This window comes from Sporosarcina sp. ACRSM, from assembly GCF_022346545.1.
Taxonomy (GTDB): domain Bacteria; phylum Bacillota; class Bacilli; order Bacillales_A; family Planococcaceae; genus Sporosarcina.
This window is the reverse complement of sequence record NZ_JAKRNU010000002.1, coordinates 208,790-225,843: the sequence shown is the minus strand read 5'-3', so window position 1 is coordinate 225,843 and position 17,054 is coordinate 208,790. Positions and strand designations below refer to the sequence as shown.

At 39.3% G+C, this 17,054-nt stretch carries 18 protein-coding genes; 16 read left to right on the top strand and 2 right to left on the bottom strand.

Features of this window, described 5'->3' with window-relative positions:
- Positions 1-45: 45 nt before the first annotated feature.
- From MHZ95_RS04935 to MHZ95_RS04920, 4 genes are read left to right on the top strand one after another with little or no spacing between them, the layout of a single operon-like run.
- Positions 46-768, top strand: coding sequence for a glucose 1-dehydrogenase (locus MHZ95_RS04935; RefSeq protein WP_239389414.1), 723 nt, complete (start codon positions 46-48; stop codon positions 766-768).
- Positions 746-2,275, top strand: coding sequence for a sensor histidine kinase (locus MHZ95_RS04930; protein ID WP_239389413.1), 1,530 nt, complete (start codon positions 746-748; stop codon positions 2,273-2,275). The genes MHZ95_RS04935 and MHZ95_RS04930 overlap by 23 nt, the downstream gene beginning before the upstream one ends.
- Positions 2,247-3,317: a response regulator transcription factor gene (locus MHZ95_RS04925; protein WP_239389412.1), complete on the top strand. Its 1,071-nt coding sequence runs from the start codon at positions 2,247-2,249 to the stop codon at positions 3,315-3,317. Before MHZ95_RS04930 ends, MHZ95_RS04925 begins: the two co-directional genes overlap by 29 nt.
- 16 nt (positions 3,318-3,333) lie before the next feature.
- The gene (locus MHZ95_RS04920) at positions 3,334-4,587 is read left to right on the top strand and encodes an MFS transporter (RefSeq protein WP_370642908.1); all 1,254 of its coding nucleotides are present in this window, start codon (positions 3,334-3,336) and stop codon (positions 4,585-4,587) included.
- 223 nt (positions 4,588-4,810) lie between these two features.
- On the opposite strand, the gene MHZ95_RS04915 is transcribed toward MHZ95_RS04920, so the two are convergent.
- Positions 4,811-5,221: an Lrp/AsnC family transcriptional regulator gene (locus tag MHZ95_RS04915; protein ID WP_239389410.1), complete on the bottom strand. Its 411-nt coding sequence runs from the start codon at positions 5,219-5,221 to the stop codon at positions 4,811-4,813.
- Positions 5,222-5,400: 179 nt separating this feature from the next.
- Between MHZ95_RS04915 and MHZ95_RS04910 the strand changes: the two genes are divergently transcribed.
- Together MHZ95_RS04910 and MHZ95_RS04905 are read left to right on the top strand one after the other, a co-directional pair.
- Positions 5,401-6,165, top strand: a complete 765-nt coding sequence (locus MHZ95_RS04910; RefSeq protein ID WP_239389409.1) for an MBL fold metallo-hydrolase — start codon at positions 5,401-5,403, stop codon at positions 6,163-6,165.
- Positions 6,166-6,268: 103 nt separating this feature from the next.
- Positions 6,269-7,582 carry an MFS transporter gene (locus MHZ95_RS04905; RefSeq protein WP_239389408.1) on the top strand — a complete coding sequence of 438 codons (1,314 nt, stop codon included), beginning with the start codon at positions 6,269-6,271 and terminating at the stop codon, positions 7,580-7,582.
- Positions 7,583-7,660: 78 nt separating this feature from the next.
- Here MHZ95_RS04905 and MHZ95_RS04900 read toward each other — a convergent pair whose 3' ends face one another.
- Complete coding sequence (locus tag MHZ95_RS04900) at positions 7,661-8,002, bottom strand: winged helix-turn-helix transcriptional regulator (protein ID WP_370642916.1); 342 nt, start codon at positions 8,000-8,002, stop codon at positions 7,661-7,663.
- Positions 8,003-8,103: 101 nt separating this feature from the next.
- Between MHZ95_RS04900 and nadD the strand changes: the two genes are divergently transcribed.
- The 10 genes from nadD to MHZ95_RS04850 all read left to right on the top strand — a co-directional run bounded on the left by nadD (position 8,104) and on the right by MHZ95_RS04850 (position 17,054).
- Entirely contained in the window at positions 8,104-8,721 is a 618-nt protein-coding gene (gene nadD / locus MHZ95_RS04895; RefSeq protein ID WP_239389406.1) for a nicotinate (nicotinamide) nucleotide adenylyltransferase, read from the top strand.
- Positions 8,722-8,734: 13 nt separating this feature from the next.
- Entirely contained in the window at positions 8,735-9,553 is an 819-nt protein-coding gene (gene nadE, locus MHZ95_RS04890; protein WP_239389405.1) for an ammonia-dependent NAD(+) synthetase, read from the top strand.
- Positions 9,554-9,734: 181 nt separating this feature from the next.
- Entirely contained in the window at positions 9,735-10,613 is an 879-nt protein-coding gene (locus MHZ95_RS04885) for an SIR2 family NAD-dependent protein deacylase (protein ID WP_239389404.1), read from the top strand.
- A 50-nt stretch (positions 10,614-10,663) separates the two neighbouring features.
- On the top strand, positions 10,664-11,509 hold the full coding sequence (locus MHZ95_RS04880) for a Sir2 family NAD-dependent protein deacetylase (protein WP_239389403.1): 846 nt from the start codon (positions 10,664-10,666) through the stop codon (positions 11,507-11,509).
- 92 nt (positions 11,510-11,601) lie between these two features.
- Positions 11,602-12,180, top strand: coding sequence for an HD domain-containing protein (locus MHZ95_RS04875; RefSeq protein WP_239389402.1), 579 nt, complete (start codon positions 11,602-11,604; stop codon positions 12,178-12,180).
- 58 nt (positions 12,181-12,238) lie between these two features.
- Complete coding sequence (locus MHZ95_RS04870; RefSeq protein ID WP_239389401.1) at positions 12,239-13,702, top strand: nicotinate phosphoribosyltransferase; 1,464 nt, start codon at positions 12,239-12,241, stop codon at positions 13,700-13,702.
- Positions 13,703-13,751: 49 nt separating this feature from the next.
- Positions 13,752-14,294 carry a cysteine hydrolase family protein gene (locus MHZ95_RS04865; RefSeq protein WP_239389400.1) on the top strand — a complete coding sequence of 181 codons (543 nt, stop codon included), beginning with the start codon at positions 13,752-13,754 and terminating at the stop codon, positions 14,292-14,294.
- Between the two features lie 66 nt (positions 14,295-14,360).
- Entirely contained in the window at positions 14,361-15,476 is a 1,116-nt protein-coding gene (mnmA, locus tag MHZ95_RS04860) for a tRNA 2-thiouridine(34) synthase MnmA (protein ID WP_239389399.1), read from the top strand.
- Positions 15,477-15,489: 13 nt separating this feature from the next.
- Positions 15,490-16,212, top strand: coding sequence for a cytochrome c biogenesis CcdA family protein (locus MHZ95_RS04855; protein ID WP_304648880.1), 723 nt, complete (start codon positions 15,490-15,492; stop codon positions 16,210-16,212).
- A 290-nt stretch (positions 16,213-16,502) separates the two neighbouring features.
- Positions 16,503-17,054 (top strand): sulfurtransferase TusA family protein, encoded by a 552-nt coding sequence (locus tag MHZ95_RS04850; RefSeq protein ID WP_239389397.1) that lies wholly within the window; start codon positions 16,503-16,505, stop codon positions 17,052-17,054.

Sequence of the window (17,054 nt, the reverse complement as noted above, 5' to 3'; positions counted from 1 at the left end):
TTACCTCATAAATCAGCAAGACGTTTAACAATGGAGGAATACATAATGAGCAGGTTAACAGGGAAAGTAGTCGTTATAACTGGAGCAGCTAGCGGAATGGGGGAAGCCCATGCAAGGCTATTTGTAAAAGAAGGGGCACAGGTTGTATTAACTGATATTAATGAAGAAAAAGGTCAAAAAGTGGCAGAGGAACTTGGTGAAAACGCACTCTTTGTTAAACATGATGTAGCGAATAAAGATGATTGGCAAATTGTGATTGATCAGGCGGAGAAAGCATTTGGACCAATTACCGGACTTGTAAATAACGCTGGAATAGTGGGACCACTTGGACCTTTGGAAGAATTGAACGATGAAGATTTCAACAGGGTTATTGCCATTAATCAATATAGCGTTTTTAAAGGGATGCAAACGGTATTAAAATCGATGAAAAAAACGAACGGCGGTTCCATCGTGAATATTTCCTCAACTTCAGGTCTAGTTGGAACTGCCAATGATATTTCTTATAGTGCAACAAAATTTGCCGTCACTGGAATGACTAAAACGGCTGCCTTGGAGCTTGCTAAGTATAATATACGAGTGAATTCCGTACATCCGGGTGTAATCAGTACAAACATAAAACTATTCGATGAGGTTATAACAGCAACTCCTTTAGGACGAATCGCAGAACCTGAAGAAGTTTCATACTTAATCTTACATCTCATCTCAGATGAATCAACATTCACAACGGGCTCAGAATTTGTTGTAGATGGTGGATTTACAGCTAAATAATAACAAAAACCTGCTGACCACAAGTATTGCCAGCAGGTTTTTGTTATTATTTATGCAGAACGCAAAGAAAGGAATGATGTATTTGTTTATCAGTCTAAAGTATAAATATATTATTCTCTACTTTTTCATGACAATTGTACCTATCATTATCATCATTATATTGATTTCCCAACTTGGGGCTACTAGACTATATGATAAAACTGTCGACTCTAATTTGCATTTCCTTAAAGTGGTAGGCGGTTCCAGTGTTGCTTATCATGAGAATTTCGAAACAGCCCATAGTATGAAAGAATTTTTCGAAAGGTTATTTACTGATTTTAAATTAGAATCAGAAGAGCAAACTTTCCATGTGATTGATGGAGAAGGTAGGAATGTATTTTCTACAAAGGACAGCAAAATCGATTCCAATATGCTAATTGAAAAGATTGAAAAACACAGTGCCAGTTCAGAAAGTAAGAGTGAATTAAGATTGCCTAATAACAATGAAGATGTATTGGTCTCTTACTATCTCGATAAGGAATTGAATATTTATTATATTTTACTTACACCAGCCAACTACGTGCTTGAAAAGGTCTTTTTCATTAAAGAATTGATCATTATTCTTGTGATAGTAAGTTTTATCAGTATTTTTTCGATTGTTCTGATATCCTTCTATTTAACGAGGCCGATTCGAAGGCTGTCAAAAGAGATGAAGCAAAAAAATATCTCACTCTCTGATGAAGTGATGATGAAAGATGAGGTATGGGAAATATCGATTCAGTTAAATAAAGTATTTCAAGAACTAAAAGACCAGATCGATAAAGGATACCATCTTGAAATCAAAACAAATAAAGCTCAGTTTTTAGCTCTGCAATCACAAATAAATCCGCACTTTCTCTATAACACGCTCGGAACCATCAATTCCATTGCTATAATTGAAAGAGTACCGCTTATTGCAGAATTGACGAGGTCTCTCTCTAACATGTTTCGTTACAATACAATTCAGGATAAGGAATATGTTTTCTTAAAAGAGGAATTGGAGCACGTAAAAAATTATTTGCGGGTTCAACTGATTCGGTTCGATGGAATGATTAGGAAAGAGATTAAATTTGAGGATGAGTTATTAGAATGTAAAACGATTAAATTTATGCTTCAGCCAATCGTCGAAAATTGTTTTGAACACGCTTTCGAACATCTAGAAGCGCAAGGTTTAATCCGAATAGTAGGATATAGAAAAGGCGATTCGATTATAATTGACGTTGAAGATAACGGCCTATCATGGAAGCAAAAGCAACTAGATGAAATGAATGCATTATTTAACGAGGCTGATACCTCATTGAATAATGAACAATCCAAAGGTATCGGTCTATTAAATGTAAATACGCGCATCAAATTAGCCTTTGGAAAAGTATATGGATTGTCTTTTCATTCGGTTCAACCAAGAGGTCTTTGTGTAAAGATTACCTTACCTTTTGAAAGTCAGAACGGAGGGGAAGTACATGTTTCGAATGATGATAATCGAAGATGAGGTATGGATGCGAAAAGGATTAGAAAAAATGTTGGCTTGGGACGAGTTACATATTCAGCATGTTGCGAGCGCAAGAAATGGACAAGAAGCCCTCGAATTAATGGATGAATGTAAACCGGATATCATTCTTACGGATATCAAAATGCCCAAGATTGATGGGTTTGGCATGTTAGATAAAATCTCGGAAATTACTGGACGACTGCCGAAAATCATTATTATATCGGGTTATGATGATTTTGAGTTTGCAAAAAAGGCAATACAACATGCTGTCATAGATTATATATTGAAACCGGTTGACCCGGAAGAATTGGAAAAATCATTAACGAAAGCAATCAAGATGATTTTGCATGAAGCAGAGCAAGCATTTCAAACGAATTACTACCAAAATCAAGAATACATCGACATCGATATTGGTATTTCTTTAAAAGAAGAAACGCTGATCTTAAAAGCACTTCAAAAAGGAGATAAAGGATTTGTTAAAAGTATTATTGATGATATATTGGAAAAGTATAATTCTTTAGAACAAAAAAGGATTATTCATTTCCAATTATATTTGTTCTTGTCTAGATATTTAACTGCTGAACAATTAAAATCGCCTAATCGGCTGATGTTACTTCACAAATTTAAGTCTGCTTATACATTTGAAGAACTCAGGGGGATTTATAACCTGGCTTTTGAGCCACTAGTGGATGAGATTATTCAAAACTTCACCCCATCGAAAATAAACTATATTTCACAAGCGAAAGAGTATATCGATATGCATTACAATAATTCTTCATTATCATTAGACCAGATTGCAGAACATCTTAATCTTTCACCAGCCTATTTAAGCTTCATCATTAAAAAGGAAACGGGCATAAATTTCACATCACACGTAACTCAAAAAAGGATTGAATCCGCTAAAGACCTTCTTTTGAATTCAGATATGCCTCTTTATGAAGTTAGTGTAGAAGTTGGTTATAACGATGTAAAATATTTCTTAAAAGTATTCAAAAAAGAAACAGGCTTTACCCCAAATCGTTACCGGGAATTATACAAATAAAAACGGGAGAGAAATTATGTACGAGTCTCAAGGTTTAAATCGATATCATCTACTTTTGGTATTCATTACTTTTTTAGGGTGGATGATATCGGCAATGGATGCATCATTATTTTTCTTTGTGGGACCTTATTTGATGGAACGATTTGATTTTGATTTGCAAGCGTTTGGTTTTATTGTCGGAGGCGGCTTTTTTTTAGCCATTTTTTTTAGCGTATTTGTCGGTCCCTTAATGGATTTTTGGGGGCGGAAAATAATATTTCAATGGATTCTTGTACTTGTAACAGTTGGAACTTTTTTGAGCGGTTTAGCTTGGAATTTTACTTCATTAGTCATTTTTAGATTGATTGCTACAGGAAGTGCTTTCGCTGAGTATGCAGTAGGCGCTACCATACTAATTGAATCAGTTCCTAAAAAACATCGTGGTTGGTTGCTAGGGATAATGGCAGCAGGTTGGCCGGCAGGCACTGCGCTTGCCGGAATTATTACATCCTATTCAATTCCAAATCTAGGTTGGAGAAGCGCGTTTTTTATTGCTACAATACCAGCATTTGTAATTATTGTAATTAGACTATTTGTCGAAGAATCAGAACAGTTTAAGAAAGAACGTAAACGCCAAGCAATATCACTAGATTTTCGAGCGAATAAAAACTTTATGGAATTTGTAAATAACCAGGTCAATGTATTTAAAACTAATTACAGTAAGCTTTTGAGTGGAAAAAATTTATCGAATAGTATACTTGTTTGGGTATATATAAACGCCGCCGTATTTTCGTATAGTTTGTTAATATGGTTCGCCCCTTATTGGATGAGAGATGCCTTCGGACTTGACTTGATGCAGACAACTTATATCACCGTGTTAGGAAGCCTCATTAGTATTTTGGGGTATATTTGCTGCGGATGGCTTGGGGGCTACTTGGGCATCCGTAAAACAAACCTTATTTTTCTCTCAACGGGTACTGTACTGATTGTTTGGATCAACTATTTTTCGAACGAATTTTCCTCCTTTTTAACTGGATACCTTTTATGGAATTTTTTCGGGGCTGGTATATGGGGGATTATTCCGAGACTGTTTACAGAAAAATTCCATACGAGTATACGTGGTACAGCTGCGTCTTTAAATTCAGCGTCTTGTTGGTTAGGATGGGCTGTTATAAGTTCATTTTCACCTTTTATACTTGAGTATATTGGCTTCAATCTAATCATTTATCTTTCAGTAATCATCTTTTTCCCTATAGCTCTTATTACCAATTGGATTATGACAAGGAGTTAACGATTAATTTGAAGTAGGGACGGCGTATTGGATAGAGAGAGATCGAAAAAACAGCAAAAAGAGACTGGGACAAAACCCACCTCAATATAGGAAATAGTGAAATTGAGCTCGCTCAATTTCACTTTTTTTATTTGACGCTTACTTTTTTAAGGTGAAATACATAGCTAAAACAAAGTGCTTTGCCGGTTTCACTTTGTTTTTTTAGTTTTCAAGAAAGCTTATGTTATTTACTGATAACAATGGATAATTTGTAGTTTGCATGTTTGTTTAATTCCGACAAAAATTCATCTAATACTTCATTAGATGGAAATCTACTTTCCAGAAGATAACAACTATCGCCGCTGATTTTATAATTATTGATGACATATTGATTTTGTGTTTTTATAAACGACAGATATGGTTGATGGTACAAATTTTTTGTATAGACGTTAATAAAAGCATGTATAAAATACCCCATTTTGACTTGGTTGACTTCAATGCTACACCCCGTGATAACTCCATTATCCAGCAATTTCATCACTCTAGTTGCAGCCGCTGGCCCAGTCAAATGAACCTTCTCACCCAATTCTTTCATCGTCATTCGGCTATTTTTAGACAACACATCTAAGATTTGCTGGTCCGTGTGATCCAACATTCTATCAAATCCTTTCAAGAAAACCTTTTTGTGTACTGTTACCTTAAATCGTAAAAAGCACATCCAGTATGTGCTTTTAAAAATTAAGTCAAACGGCAAAAAGACTTTATTTTATCTGTGTATTTGTTATTGGGCATAGTATAAGCTATTTCCATACCAAAGAAAAGGAGTACATCAACATGAAAATCCAACAAATTCGAAATGCAACCATCATTGTGGACTATGCAGATAAAAAATTTTTAATCGATCCATTTTTGGCGGAAAAAGGTACGTATCCCCCTTTTGAGGATACGATCAGACAAGATAAATATAACCCTTTAGTTAGTTTGCCGGCATCGGTTGATACTATTATTCAAGGGATTGATGCTGTTATTCTTACGCATTTGCATTTAGATCATTATGATAAAGTGGCCAAAAATGTATTACCGAAAAATCTCAAAGTGTTTGTGCAAAATGAAGCAGATGCCGAAGTAGTCAGAAATGATGGTTTTCAAAATGTAGAGGTTTTAACAGAAGAAACGGTCTTTGGCGATATCCGATTAATCAAAACCGAAGGCGAACACGGAAGAGGAGAAAACGTATTAAAACTTCTTGGCCAAGTATGTGGCATTGTCTTTAAACACTCAACAGAAAAAACGTTATATGTAGCTGGAGATACAGTTTGGTATAAAGGGGTCCAGGAAGTGATTGAGACACATGATCCAGAAATTATCGTCGTAAATGGTGGAGATAATCAAATACTGTCACTTGGTTCCCTCATCATGGGGAAAGAGGATATCTATGAAGTGTACAAAGCTGCATCTAATGCAACAATCATTTCTGTGCATATGGAAGCTGCCAATCATTGGACATTATCAAGAGAGGAATTAAAAAGCTTTGCGATTGAGAAAGGAATTGCTTCTCATGTTTTAGTTCCTGATGATGGTGAATCGTATACTTTTTAGGTTTTAAATGATATGGAGTTTCAATAGACAAGGCGCGCTCATGATTAGTTTTTTGAAAATCATGAGCTTTTATTGATCAGGTATTTTTGTAGGAGGTAATTTTATGAAAAATAAAACTCGATATATGAGTCATTCACAACAGCCAGTTTGGTTGCAAAGTTATATTGATTCGCGTGAAAAACAAAAACAGCTTTATAAAAAAACATTAATAATCGTGATTTTTTCACAAATCTTTGCAGGATTAGGGCTTGCAGCGGGTATAACGGTCGGTGCACTGATTGCACAAGAGATGCTAGGGACAGACAGTGCGGCAGGAATTCCAATTGCCTTACTTACTTTAGGGTCTGCAGGAGGAGCACTGCTTATAGGCCGACTTTCACAGCGTTTTGGCCGCAGATCAGGACTTGCAACTGGTTTTCTTATTGGTGGACTGGGAGCGATCGGCGTTATACTCGCCACCTTTGCCAATAGTGTCATTCTTTTATTTGTTTCCCTGTTTATTTATGGTGCGGGCACCGCTACCAATCTGCTAGCACGATATGCAGGCACAGATCTGGCGACGTCTAAACAGCGGGGAACCGCTGTAAGCCTAGCCATGGTTTCCACTACTTTTGGTGCTGTAGCAGGTCCTAACTTGGTTGATGTGATGGGGAAATACGCGCAATCTATCGGGATTCCAACTTTAGCTGGCCCCTTTATTCTAGCGGCGGCTGCTTTTATCCTTGCCGGATTGGTTCCTTTGATTTTCCTCCGTCCAGATCCGTTGCTTTTGGCTACGGCTATTGCGAATGCCCAACAGAAGGACAGTGCTAAACAGGCAGGTTCAAATTTGGAAGGTTTTACAATAAACAAAAAAGGAATAGCCGTGGGTGCTACAATTATGATCTTAACTCAGTTTGTCATGGTGGCCATCATGACAATGACACCTATACACATGGGAAACCACGGTCATAGTTTGAGAGAAATAGGGTTGGTCATCGGTTTTCATATAGGCGCCATGTATTTTCCTTCGCTTTTCACAGGCGCGCTTGTAGATAAAGTCGGTCGGAGTGCTATGGCTATTGCTTCTGGCATCACGCTTTTGGCCGCCGGTATAGTGGCCGCGTTTGCGCCTGGGGAATCATTGGCACTGATGATCACTGCGCTCGTCTTACTTGGTATTGGCTGGAATCTTGGTCTAATTAGCGGAACAGCTCTCATCGTAGATGCAGCACATCCATCTGTCCGGGCCAAAACGCAAGGGTCAGTTGATGTCTTGCTTGCATTATCCGGTGCTTCTGGCAGTGCATTATCTGGAATGGTCGTTGCTCATTCCAGTTATGCAATGCTATCTATTGCTGGAGCTATTCTTTCGCTATTACTGATTCCTGTAATTTTTGTTTTGTCTCGTAAACCTCATAGCGTAAAGCAGCTATGAGTATCTACTATTCTTATACTGTGAGCGTGAAATAGCCCCCATCCTACATTGAGGCGGGAGCTATTTCACGCTTATTTTTTAGTTTTCTTTATTGAACTCTCCCCATTGGCACATTTCTTGGATAATAGGCCAGAGTGTTTGCCCTTTTTCAGTCAGGCTATATTCGACCTTCGGAGGGATTTGTGGATATTCCTCCCGATGAATGATACCATCATCTACCATTTCCTTTAAGGTGGAACTGAGCGTTTTATAGGTGATTTTCCCGATCATTCGCTGAAGCTCATTATAGCGCACTGTCCCACTTTTTGATAAATAGTAAATAATGAGCAGTTTCCATTTACCGTTAATAATGGAAAGTGTATAGCCGAAAAATGTTTCTTCGTTGTCGGCAACGTTAACTTTGGATTTTTTCGTCATTATACTATCCTCCTAGATAGTATGCGTCAAGAAAGTGCATACTTGTTACTGAATCTATATCGACTATATAATACATTTAGTTTCAAGTAAAGGGGGGAAATGTTGTGGCGAAAATCGGAATTTATGGATCTTCCTTTGATCCGATCACGAATGTTCACTTGTGGACGGCGAGTACGATTGCTCATCGTTGCAAATTGGATTGCGTTATTTTCCTGCCTTCCTCCAATCAGCGTACCGACAAACAGATGCATATTTCTGATGAGCACCGGTGGAACCTAGTCCGCATGGCGATTAAGGGAAATGAGAAGTTTGTTGCCAACGATTATGAAATGAGGCAGTATGCTTGGGAAATTGCCACCTACCTGACAATGAAACACTTCAAGGAAAGATATCCGGATGATGAGGTCTACTTCATCATGGGTGCTGACCTGCTCGTAGATATCGGGGATGAGAAGTGGAAAAAGTCGAAAGAGCTTGTACAGGAAAATAAGTTTATTGTCATGGCGCGAAATGGCATCGACATGTTGACCGCGATTGCAAAATCACCGATTCTGCGAAATGTAGATGATGGTAAAACCTTTCATCTAATCGACAAAGGATTAGCTATGGAAATTAGCTCTACGTATATTCGGGAAGAGTTCCAAAAAGAAGGGGAACCACGATATTTACTTCCTGAAAATTGTTACGAGTACATCAAAGCTAATCATTTGTACCAAAACTAAGGGGGAGTTTCCAATGAACATGCAGATGGAAATCCTAAAAGCATTGCATGTAAAACCTGAAATCAATGTTAAAAAGGAAATTCGCAACCGGATCGACTTTCTCAAAGCATACTGTTTGAAAGTGGGAGCAAAAGGTTTTGTCTTGGGAATCAGTGGGGGGCAAGACTCGACGCTTGCCGGAAGGCTGTCGCAATTGGCAGCCGAAGAACTGAGGGCAGAAGGTAATGAAGCCGAGTTTTATGCAGTACGCCTCCCTTACGGCATGCAAAAAGATGAAGAAGATGCTCAAGCGGCTTTAGACTTTATCCAGCCTGACCAAACAGTTGTCTTCAACATTCAGGATCCCATCGAAGCTTTTGTCAATGTCTATTCGAATGCGACGAGCGAAGTCATGACTGATTATCACAAGGGGAATGTGAAAGCCAGAATGCGTATGGTTGCACAATACGCGATTGCCGGTGAGCAGCAATGCTTGGTCATCGGTGCGGATCATGCGGCCGAGGCCGTAACGGGTTTCTTCACAAAATACGGCGACGGTGGCGCCGATATCCTTCCTTTGGCCGGTCTCACAAAAGGGCAGGGACGCGAACTCTTGAAGGCGCTTCATGCCACCGAGCAACTTTACCTAAAGACGCCAACAGCGGATTTATTGGATAACAAACCTCTTCAAGCGGATGAGACGGAACTTGGGATTGCATACGATGATCTCGATCAATATTTACAAGGGAATCAAGTTAAGCCCGATATTAAGCTGATTATTGAAAACCGATTCGAAGTGACAAAGCATAAGCGGGAGCTGCCCGTTACCCCATTTGATACATGGTGGAAGTGAGCATTTGTTTGAATGGAAGTCACTCCGTATAGGGAAGGGGTATTTGCTGTACGAGGTTTGGCTGTTAATTATATTTACACTATCCCTGAGGGAAGTATATGTCCTAAAAGTGCATACTTGTTTATGAATGTATACCCGCTTTATAATACATTTAAATCAAATTAAAGGAGACAAATAATATATGTTACCAGAACAATATCAAGACAATATAAACACATTACTGCAAAAAATCGAGGAAGCTGACGCAATTGTAGTTGGCGGTGCTGCCGGTATGTCTGCGGCTGCCGGATATAACTGGTATCGGGACGATGAAAATTTTCGGAAGTACTTTAACGCATTTGCTGAAAAGTATGGGATTGACAGCATCTTTGGAGGCTTTTACTATAAATTCCGTACTGAGGAAGAACGATGGGCTTATCTTGCCACGTTGATCAACTTTGTAGCGGAGGTTCCCCTTGGTCAGCCTTACAAGGATTTATATAAAATTCTAGACGGTAAAGAATATTTTGTTCTCACTACCAATCAAGATACGCAGTTTATGCAAATATTCCCGGAAGAAAAGGTCAGTGCCATTCAAGGGAACTGGACAGCTTTACAATGTTCAAAACCTTGTCACGACCAAATTTATCCTTATGCGGAACAGGCAAAGGAATTGTGTTCCCACATTGAAGGAACGAAGATTCCAACTAGCATGGTTCCCGAGTGTCCGGTGTGTGGCGGACCTATGGAACTGTGGGTACGTTCCTTTGTATTTCTGGAAGGAACCAAATTTAGAGATGAGCATCGAAAATATCGTAAATTCCTTCTGGAAAATCAAGAGAAGAAAGTTCTCTTTTTAGAGTTGGGTGTCGGTCAAATGACTCCAATGTTCATCAAAGAGCCGTTCTGGAACATGACGTACAGTTGGCCGGATGCATACTACATTACCATCAATCCAAAGGATGCATTATTGCCGGGGCAGCTGGAGGAAAAAGGGCTTGCGATTCATGAAGATATTGCCCTAGTACTAAGAGATGCGCTGGTCGAACAGCAAAAAGAAAGTAAAGAAGGCGCAGTTTGACAGGAGCATCAGGCTTACTCACATGAACAGGACGAGGAGGAAGAAAACGTATGGAAGAGAAATATTCTAATGTACTAGCAAAAATAAAAGAGGCTGACGGAATCATTATCGGAGCAAGTAATGGTCTCTCCATTTCGGAAGGCATCCATATTTTTGCAGAGAACGCGGACTTTCTGGAGAATTTCGGTGATTTCCGTGAGAAGCATGGTTTTCACAGCATTATACAGGGATGCTTTCATCGATTTCCCACCGAGGAAGAAAAATGGGCATTCTTCAGCCGCATGTACGATTACTTTTTATATGACAAAGAAGCCAGTCCAGTCATGAAGAATCTTTATGAATTAGTGAAAGATAAAAACTTTTTTGTGGTGACTTCTAACATAGACGACCATTTCAGACAGGCAGGATTTCCAGAGGAACGTCTATTCGAAATAGAAGGAAGCAGTCGGAATCTGCAATGCACGAATGGCTGTCACGATAAAATTTATCCAGGTGATGAACTATTGAGTGCAATGGCCCGAAACCAACAGGACGGAAGGGTCCCTCTGGATCTCATTCCAAGATGTCCGGAGTGCGGTGGGCCGATGCAAGTCCATCTAGAATTCGATCGTAATTTTCTAAAAGGTGAAGCATGGCAAGCCAGTTATCGTGCTTATCGGGATTTTATCGAAATAGCACATGGAAAAAAACTAGTTCTTCTGGAATTAGGGGTAGGTGCAAGAAATCAATTGATTAAAGCCCCATTTATGAATTTAACCCATCTTGAGGAAAATGCTACCTATATTACCCTGAATAAGGGAAGAGAGCTTTTCATTCCAAACGAGATTGCTGCTAAATCGATTGGGATCGATGGCAATATTGCGGAAGTATTAGAGCAATTAGTACAGATGAAATAAGCTGATTCAAGTTACGTCTTCGGCGGATGTCACAGATTTTGAAGTACGCCGAAGCGTAATTCATCTAATCAGAAAAAAGGAGAGATTGAAAAATGTTTCTAGCGAATGTTCTGAATGATTCTATCTGTCAACCGATCAAAGAGCCTTATGAACGATGGTATGCATTCATGGAGAAAAATGTAGAGTTTTGGCTTCCGGATAGTGAATGGCACACGAAAACGCATTGTGCTCGTGTCTTGTTGTTATCGCTCATTATCGGACATCAAAAAGGGCTAAGTGACGAGGAAAAGAATGCGCTTGGAATGGTAGCTGTATTTCATGATTCCCGTCGTCTAGATGATGGGATCGACAAAGGACATGGAGCGCGTGCTGCTGCGTATTATAAGGATTATTGCCGAGCGCATGATTTGCCCTTTGATGAGCAAACCTACTACATTACCTATTACCATGACCAAGATGATTCACTTGGATTATCAGAAATTGCGAAATCTCCTCGTTTAGGTGAACGGGGTGTATTGCTATATCAAATTTTCAAAGATGCTGACGCATTGGACCGTTTCCGTCTGGGTCCTGATGGTTTGGATGTAAAATTTCTTCGGACCGAAGAAGGTCGTCAACTTGTTGAATTTGCTAAAGATCTCTTACGAAAAAGTACAGAATCGAAAGCATAAAAATCTATTAATCGTGAGTAAGTCCTGTCGTATTTTATTAGCTGAGGAGGAGAGTGTTATGAACGAGTATATTGACGATAGCTTCGCCCTACACACGGACTTGTACCAAATCAATATGGCAGAGGCATATTGGGAAGATAACATTCATACCAAAAAAGCCGTATTCGAATTGTATTTTCGAAAACTGCCGTTTGGAAATGGATATGCCATTTTTGCTGGATTGGAACGAATCATTGATTATCTCCAAACATTTCATTTTTCTGAAAGCGATTTAGATTATTTAACAGAACTTGGCTATCGAGAAGACTATGTCGACTATTTGCGAACGGTACGTTTTACAGGAACTGTCCGCGCCATGAAAGAAGGGGAAGTCGTATTTGGCAATGAACCCATTCTTCGTGTCGAAGCACCGTTAGCCGAAGCGCAGCTCATCGAGACGGCTTTATTGAATATCGTAAACTATCAAACACTCATCGCAACCAAAGCATCCCGCATCAAACAAGTCGCAGGTGAGCAACCCGTCTCAGAGTTCGGATCAAGACGCGCACATGAATTCGATGCCGCATTATGGGGGACAAGAGCTGCTTATATCGGTGGGTTCTCCAGCACAAGTAATGTTCGAGCTGGAAAACGATTTGGTCTTCCTGTTTCAGGAACCCATGCCCATTCCTTTGTCCAAGCGTATCAAGATGAATACACGGCTTTCCATAAATACGCAAAACGGCACAAAAATTGTGTCTTCTTAGTGGACACCTATGACACCTTAAAGTCAGGTGTTCCTATGGCAATCCAAGTCGCCAAAGAACTGGGTGACAACATAAATTTTGTAGGCATTCGCTTAGATAGCGGAGATTTGGCTTACCTCTCCAAAGAAGCAAGAAAGTTGTTAGATCAAGCAGGCTTTGTTGACGCTAAAATTTATGCTTCGAATGATCTGGATGAATACACCATTATGAACTTGAAAGCACAAGGAGCGAAAATCGATGCATGGGGAGTTGGCACGAAAGCGATCACCGCTTACGATCAACCGGCTTTAGGTGCTGTCTACAAATTGGTCTCCATTGAAGATGACAACGGACAGATGCGTGATACGATCAAAATTTCTTCGAGTCCTGAAAAAGTGACAACACCGGGATTGAAAAAGGTATACCGCATTATCAATAATCTTACGAAAAAATCAGAAGGGGATTATATCGCCTTAGCTAGTGAACAACCCGAAAAAGAAGAAAGACTTCATATGTTCCACCCTGTGCATACGTACATTGGAAATTTTGTCACCAATTTTACAGCCAAAGACTTGCACGAAGATATTTTCGTCAATGGCACACTTGTGTATGATCGTCCGCGCATCCAAGAGATCCAATACTATGCCGGGCAACAACTGGACCTTTTATGGGAAGAGTACAAACGTTCATTAAACCCGGCGGAGTATCCTGTTGATTTAAGCCAGGCTTGTTGGGATAACAAGATGAAGAATATAGAAGAAGCAAAAAAATATAATAGCCTACAAACGATATCCTGATATAGCAAGAAAATTGATCAATAACATTACTGTTTGGAGTTGACTTTAAATGACAAAAGAAGCTTTATTGATTGTGGATATGAGCAATGATTTTGTAGCAGATAATGGAACATTGACGGTTGGTAAGCCAGCTCAAGACATTGTGCCTTATATTAAGGATTTGGCAACGACGTTTTTAGCGGGGGGAGATCTCGTTGTCGTATCGATGGATGCACACCAACCAGATGACCCGCACTTTGAATTATGGCCGCCACATAATATTGTGGGGACAGAAGGACAACAATTGTATGGAGAATTATACGATTGGTTTGAAAGTCATCAAGAGAATAAGAATTTGATTTATTCGCCTAAAACGAACTATAATGCATTCTTCAAAACAGATCTAGCCGATACGTTACGAAATTCAGGGGTAGAAAAGGTTCATACTGTCGGAGTGACGACGGATATTTGTGACTTTTTAACCGTTGCGGGGGCAGATGCAGAAGGATTCAAAACGGCCATTCATAAACGAGGTATAGCCACGTTCACTGAACTTGGAGAAACGATGCTAAATCATATGGAGCGCTGTTTCCATACGGAAATTATTGAATAAACAAGAGATGGATCAGGTCGGTTAATTACATGATGGACTTGTGATCAAAAGATAGGATGAAACGAAATGGAGAAAGCACCAAAAGACACACGTGTCGTTGTGGGAATGTCAGGCGGAGTCGATTCTTCTGTAGCTGCAATGCTTCTAAAAGAGCAAGGCTATGATGTAATTGGGATATTTATGAAAAATTGGGATGATACAGATGAATTTGGCGTTTGTACGGCTACAGAAGATTACGAGGATGTTATCCGCGTCTGCAATCAACTGGATATTCCGTATTATGCCGTGAATTTTGAAAAGCAGTATTGGGACAAGGTGTTCACTTATTTCCTAGAAGAATATAAGACAGGAAGAACGCCAAATCCCGATGTAATCTGCAATAAAGAAATCAAATTCAATGCATTTTTAGATCATGCGATGAGCCTTGGAGCCGATTATGTAGCTACAGGACATTACGCGAGAGTGATCAGAGAAAACGGGAAAGTCAGCATGTTAAGAGGGAAGGATGAAAATAAGGACCAGACTTATTTCCTTAATCAATTAACAGAAGAGCAGTTAAGTAAGGTGTTATTCCCGCTTGGCGATATCGAAAAACCAAAAGTAAGAGAATTGGCAGCCGAAGCTAACTTGGCGACCGCATCCAAAAAAGATAGCACAGGCATTTGCTTTATCGGAGAACGAAATTTCAAAGAGTTCTTAAGTGGTTATTTGCCTGCCCCAAAGGGGAATATGGAGACTTTCGATGGAAAAGTTGTCGGACAACATGATGGAATCATGTACTATACCATTGGGCAGCGGCATGGATTGGGGATTGGAGGAAACGGTGATCCTTGGTTTGTCGTAGGAAAGGATCTGCAAAGGAATGTGCTGTATGTGGAACAGGGCTTCCATCATGAAATGCTCTATTCAGACAGCATCATTTCTGACAATGTCAGCTGGATTTCAAAGGAAGATATACCACATACATTTGAATGTACAGCAAAATTCCGCTATCGCCAGTCGGACAATAAAGTGACGGTGGAGCGCTTGGATGATTCCAAAGTTAAAGTTATTTTCCACGAACCGATTCGTGCTATCACACCTGGACAAGCAGTTGTTTTCTATCAAGGAGAAGTATGCCTTGGTGGAGGAACGATTAACCAAGTGTATCACGACAATAAACAATTAACGTATGTAGGTTAAAATGGAGGGAACGTTGATGGCGGACATTTCTATTTTACTGTCATTCAGTGCAGGTGCGTTAACTTTCATATCCCCTTGTGTATTTCCACTTTATCCTGCATTTTTATCGTATATTACGGGAATGAGTGTAGCAGAAATACAAATGGGTGAATTAAAAGGGCAGCGAAAAGCAATTTTGCATACATTATTCTTTTTAGTTGGCTTTTCAATCATTTATTTAGTGTTCGGTTTCGGAACAGCGGGAAGCGCGAGTTTATTAGAGAATTGGTACTTTCAATATGGAAGTTTAATTCGGCAAATTGGTGCTATCTTAATGGTGATCTTTGGATTGATTACGATTGGGTTACTCCAACCAAAATTTTTGATGAAGGAGCATAAACTGCATATTAAAAATAAACCCGCCGGCTATTTAGGTTCAGTACTGATTGGACTAGCTTTTGCATTAGGCTGGACACCTTGTATGGGCCCGATTTTAGCGGCTACATTAACACTTGTAGGTGCAAATCCCTCACAGGGTCTATGGTATATGGCAGCTTATGTTTTAGGTTTTAGTATTCCTTTTCTATTCATGGCATTTTTCATTACTAAATTCGCTTGGATAAAAAAATACAGTGGCTCCGTAATGAAAGTAGGCGGTGGAATTATGATTGCAATGGGAATGATCCTGTTTTTTGATAAACTTACATTTATCAATTCATTAATTCAACCGATCTTCGGAGATTTCCAAGGATTTTAGTCATTTTAAGAATCCATTTTGAGCAAGCTTTTTCAAAATGGATTCTTCTTTTTATCCCTCAACTGCTGAAATGTGATCATTACTCAAATTAATGAGTTGACTTATTACCCGTAGGGGTATAATATAAGTCTTGTGATCGATTCTCATGATTGAAAGTAGCGAGAATCTTATAAAGCATCAAGCAAACAGTCGTTATCCAGAAACGACTATTTTATTACCGTAAATTATACCTATGCGGGTATAGGTAAAGATGTTGTCACGATAATTAATCATCTAAGGGAGGTAGCGGTATGATTCTAGCTAATATGCAATTAGATGCAAAAGGTTTAGCCTGTCCAATGCCGGTTGTAAAAACCAAAAAAACAATCAGCGATCTCGAAGAAGGCCAAGTATTAGAAATTCAAGCGACAGATAGAGGGTCAAAAGCTGATTTAACTGCTTGGGCAAGTACTGTCGGACATCAATATTTAGGTACAGTGGAAGAAGGCGATGTTCTTTATCATTACATTCGCAAAGGTTCTAATGAGCCAGGAGTGAAAAAGGCCTTTGAACAAACGATTTCACTTGAAGAACTTCAATCACAGAACGGTTTGATTTTAGACGTACGTGAAGCAGCTGAATATGCGTTTGGGCATATTGAAGGTGCCAAATCCATTCCGATGGGAGAATTAGAATCTCGTCTTGCGGAATTGAATAAAGAACAAGAAATTTATGTGATTTGCCGTACAGGCAATCGCTCAGATTTGGCAGCACAACTTTTAGCAACTAACGGCTTTACAAAAGTTTATAACGTTTTACCAGGTATGAATGAGTGGAACGGCAACCTAACAAAAGAAATCTAG

Bases quoted from the DNA above. Each gene is read 5' to 3' on its own strand.
- MHZ95_RS04910 (WP_239389409.1), top strand. From the start codon at position 5,401: ATGAAAATCCAACAAATTCGAAATGCAACCATCATTGTGGACTATGCA.
- MHZ95_RS04870 (WP_239389401.1), top strand. From the start codon at position 12,239: ATGAACGAGTATATTGACGATAGCTTCGCCCTACACACGGACTTGTAC.
- mnmA (WP_239389399.1), top strand. From the start codon at position 14,361: ATGGAGAAAGCACCAAAAGACACACGTGTCGTTGTGGGAATGTCAGGC.
- MHZ95_RS04925 (WP_239389412.1), top strand. From the start codon at position 2,247: ATGTTTCGAATGATGATAATCGAAGATGAGGTATGGATGCGAAAAGGA.
- nadE (WP_239389405.1), top strand. From the start codon at position 8,735: ATGAACATGCAGATGGAAATCCTAAAAGCATTGCATGTAAAACCTGAA.
- MHZ95_RS04905 (WP_239389408.1), top strand. From the start codon at position 6,269: ATGAAAAATAAAACTCGATATATGAGTCATTCACAACAGCCAGTTTGG.
- MHZ95_RS04920 (WP_370642908.1), top strand. From the start codon at position 3,334: ATGTACGAGTCTCAAGGTTTAAATCGATATCATCTACTTTTGGTATTC.
- MHZ95_RS04865 (WP_239389400.1), top strand. From the start codon at position 13,752: ATGACAAAAGAAGCTTTATTGATTGTGGATATGAGCAATGATTTTGTA.
- MHZ95_RS04915 (WP_239389410.1), bottom strand. From the start codon at position 5,221: ATGTTGGATCACACGGACCAGCAAATCTTAGATGTGTTGTCTAAAAAT.
- MHZ95_RS04880 (WP_239389403.1), top strand. From the start codon at position 10,664: ATGGAAGAGAAATATTCTAATGTACTAGCAAAAATAAAAGAGGCTGAC.
- MHZ95_RS04930 (WP_239389413.1), top strand. From the start codon at position 746: ATGGTGGATTTACAGCTAAATAATAACAAAAACCTGCTGACCACAAGT.
- MHZ95_RS04875 (WP_239389402.1), top strand. From the start codon at position 11,602: ATGTTTCTAGCGAATGTTCTGAATGATTCTATCTGTCAACCGATCAAA.
- MHZ95_RS04885 (WP_239389404.1), top strand. From the start codon at position 9,735: ATGTTACCAGAACAATATCAAGACAATATAAACACATTACTGCAAAAA.
- MHZ95_RS04935 (WP_239389414.1), top strand. From the start codon at position 46: ATGAGCAGGTTAACAGGGAAAGTAGTCGTTATAACTGGAGCAGCTAGC.
- MHZ95_RS04850 (WP_239389397.1), top strand. From the start codon at position 16,503: ATGATTCTAGCTAATATGCAATTAGATGCAAAAGGTTTAGCCTGTCCA.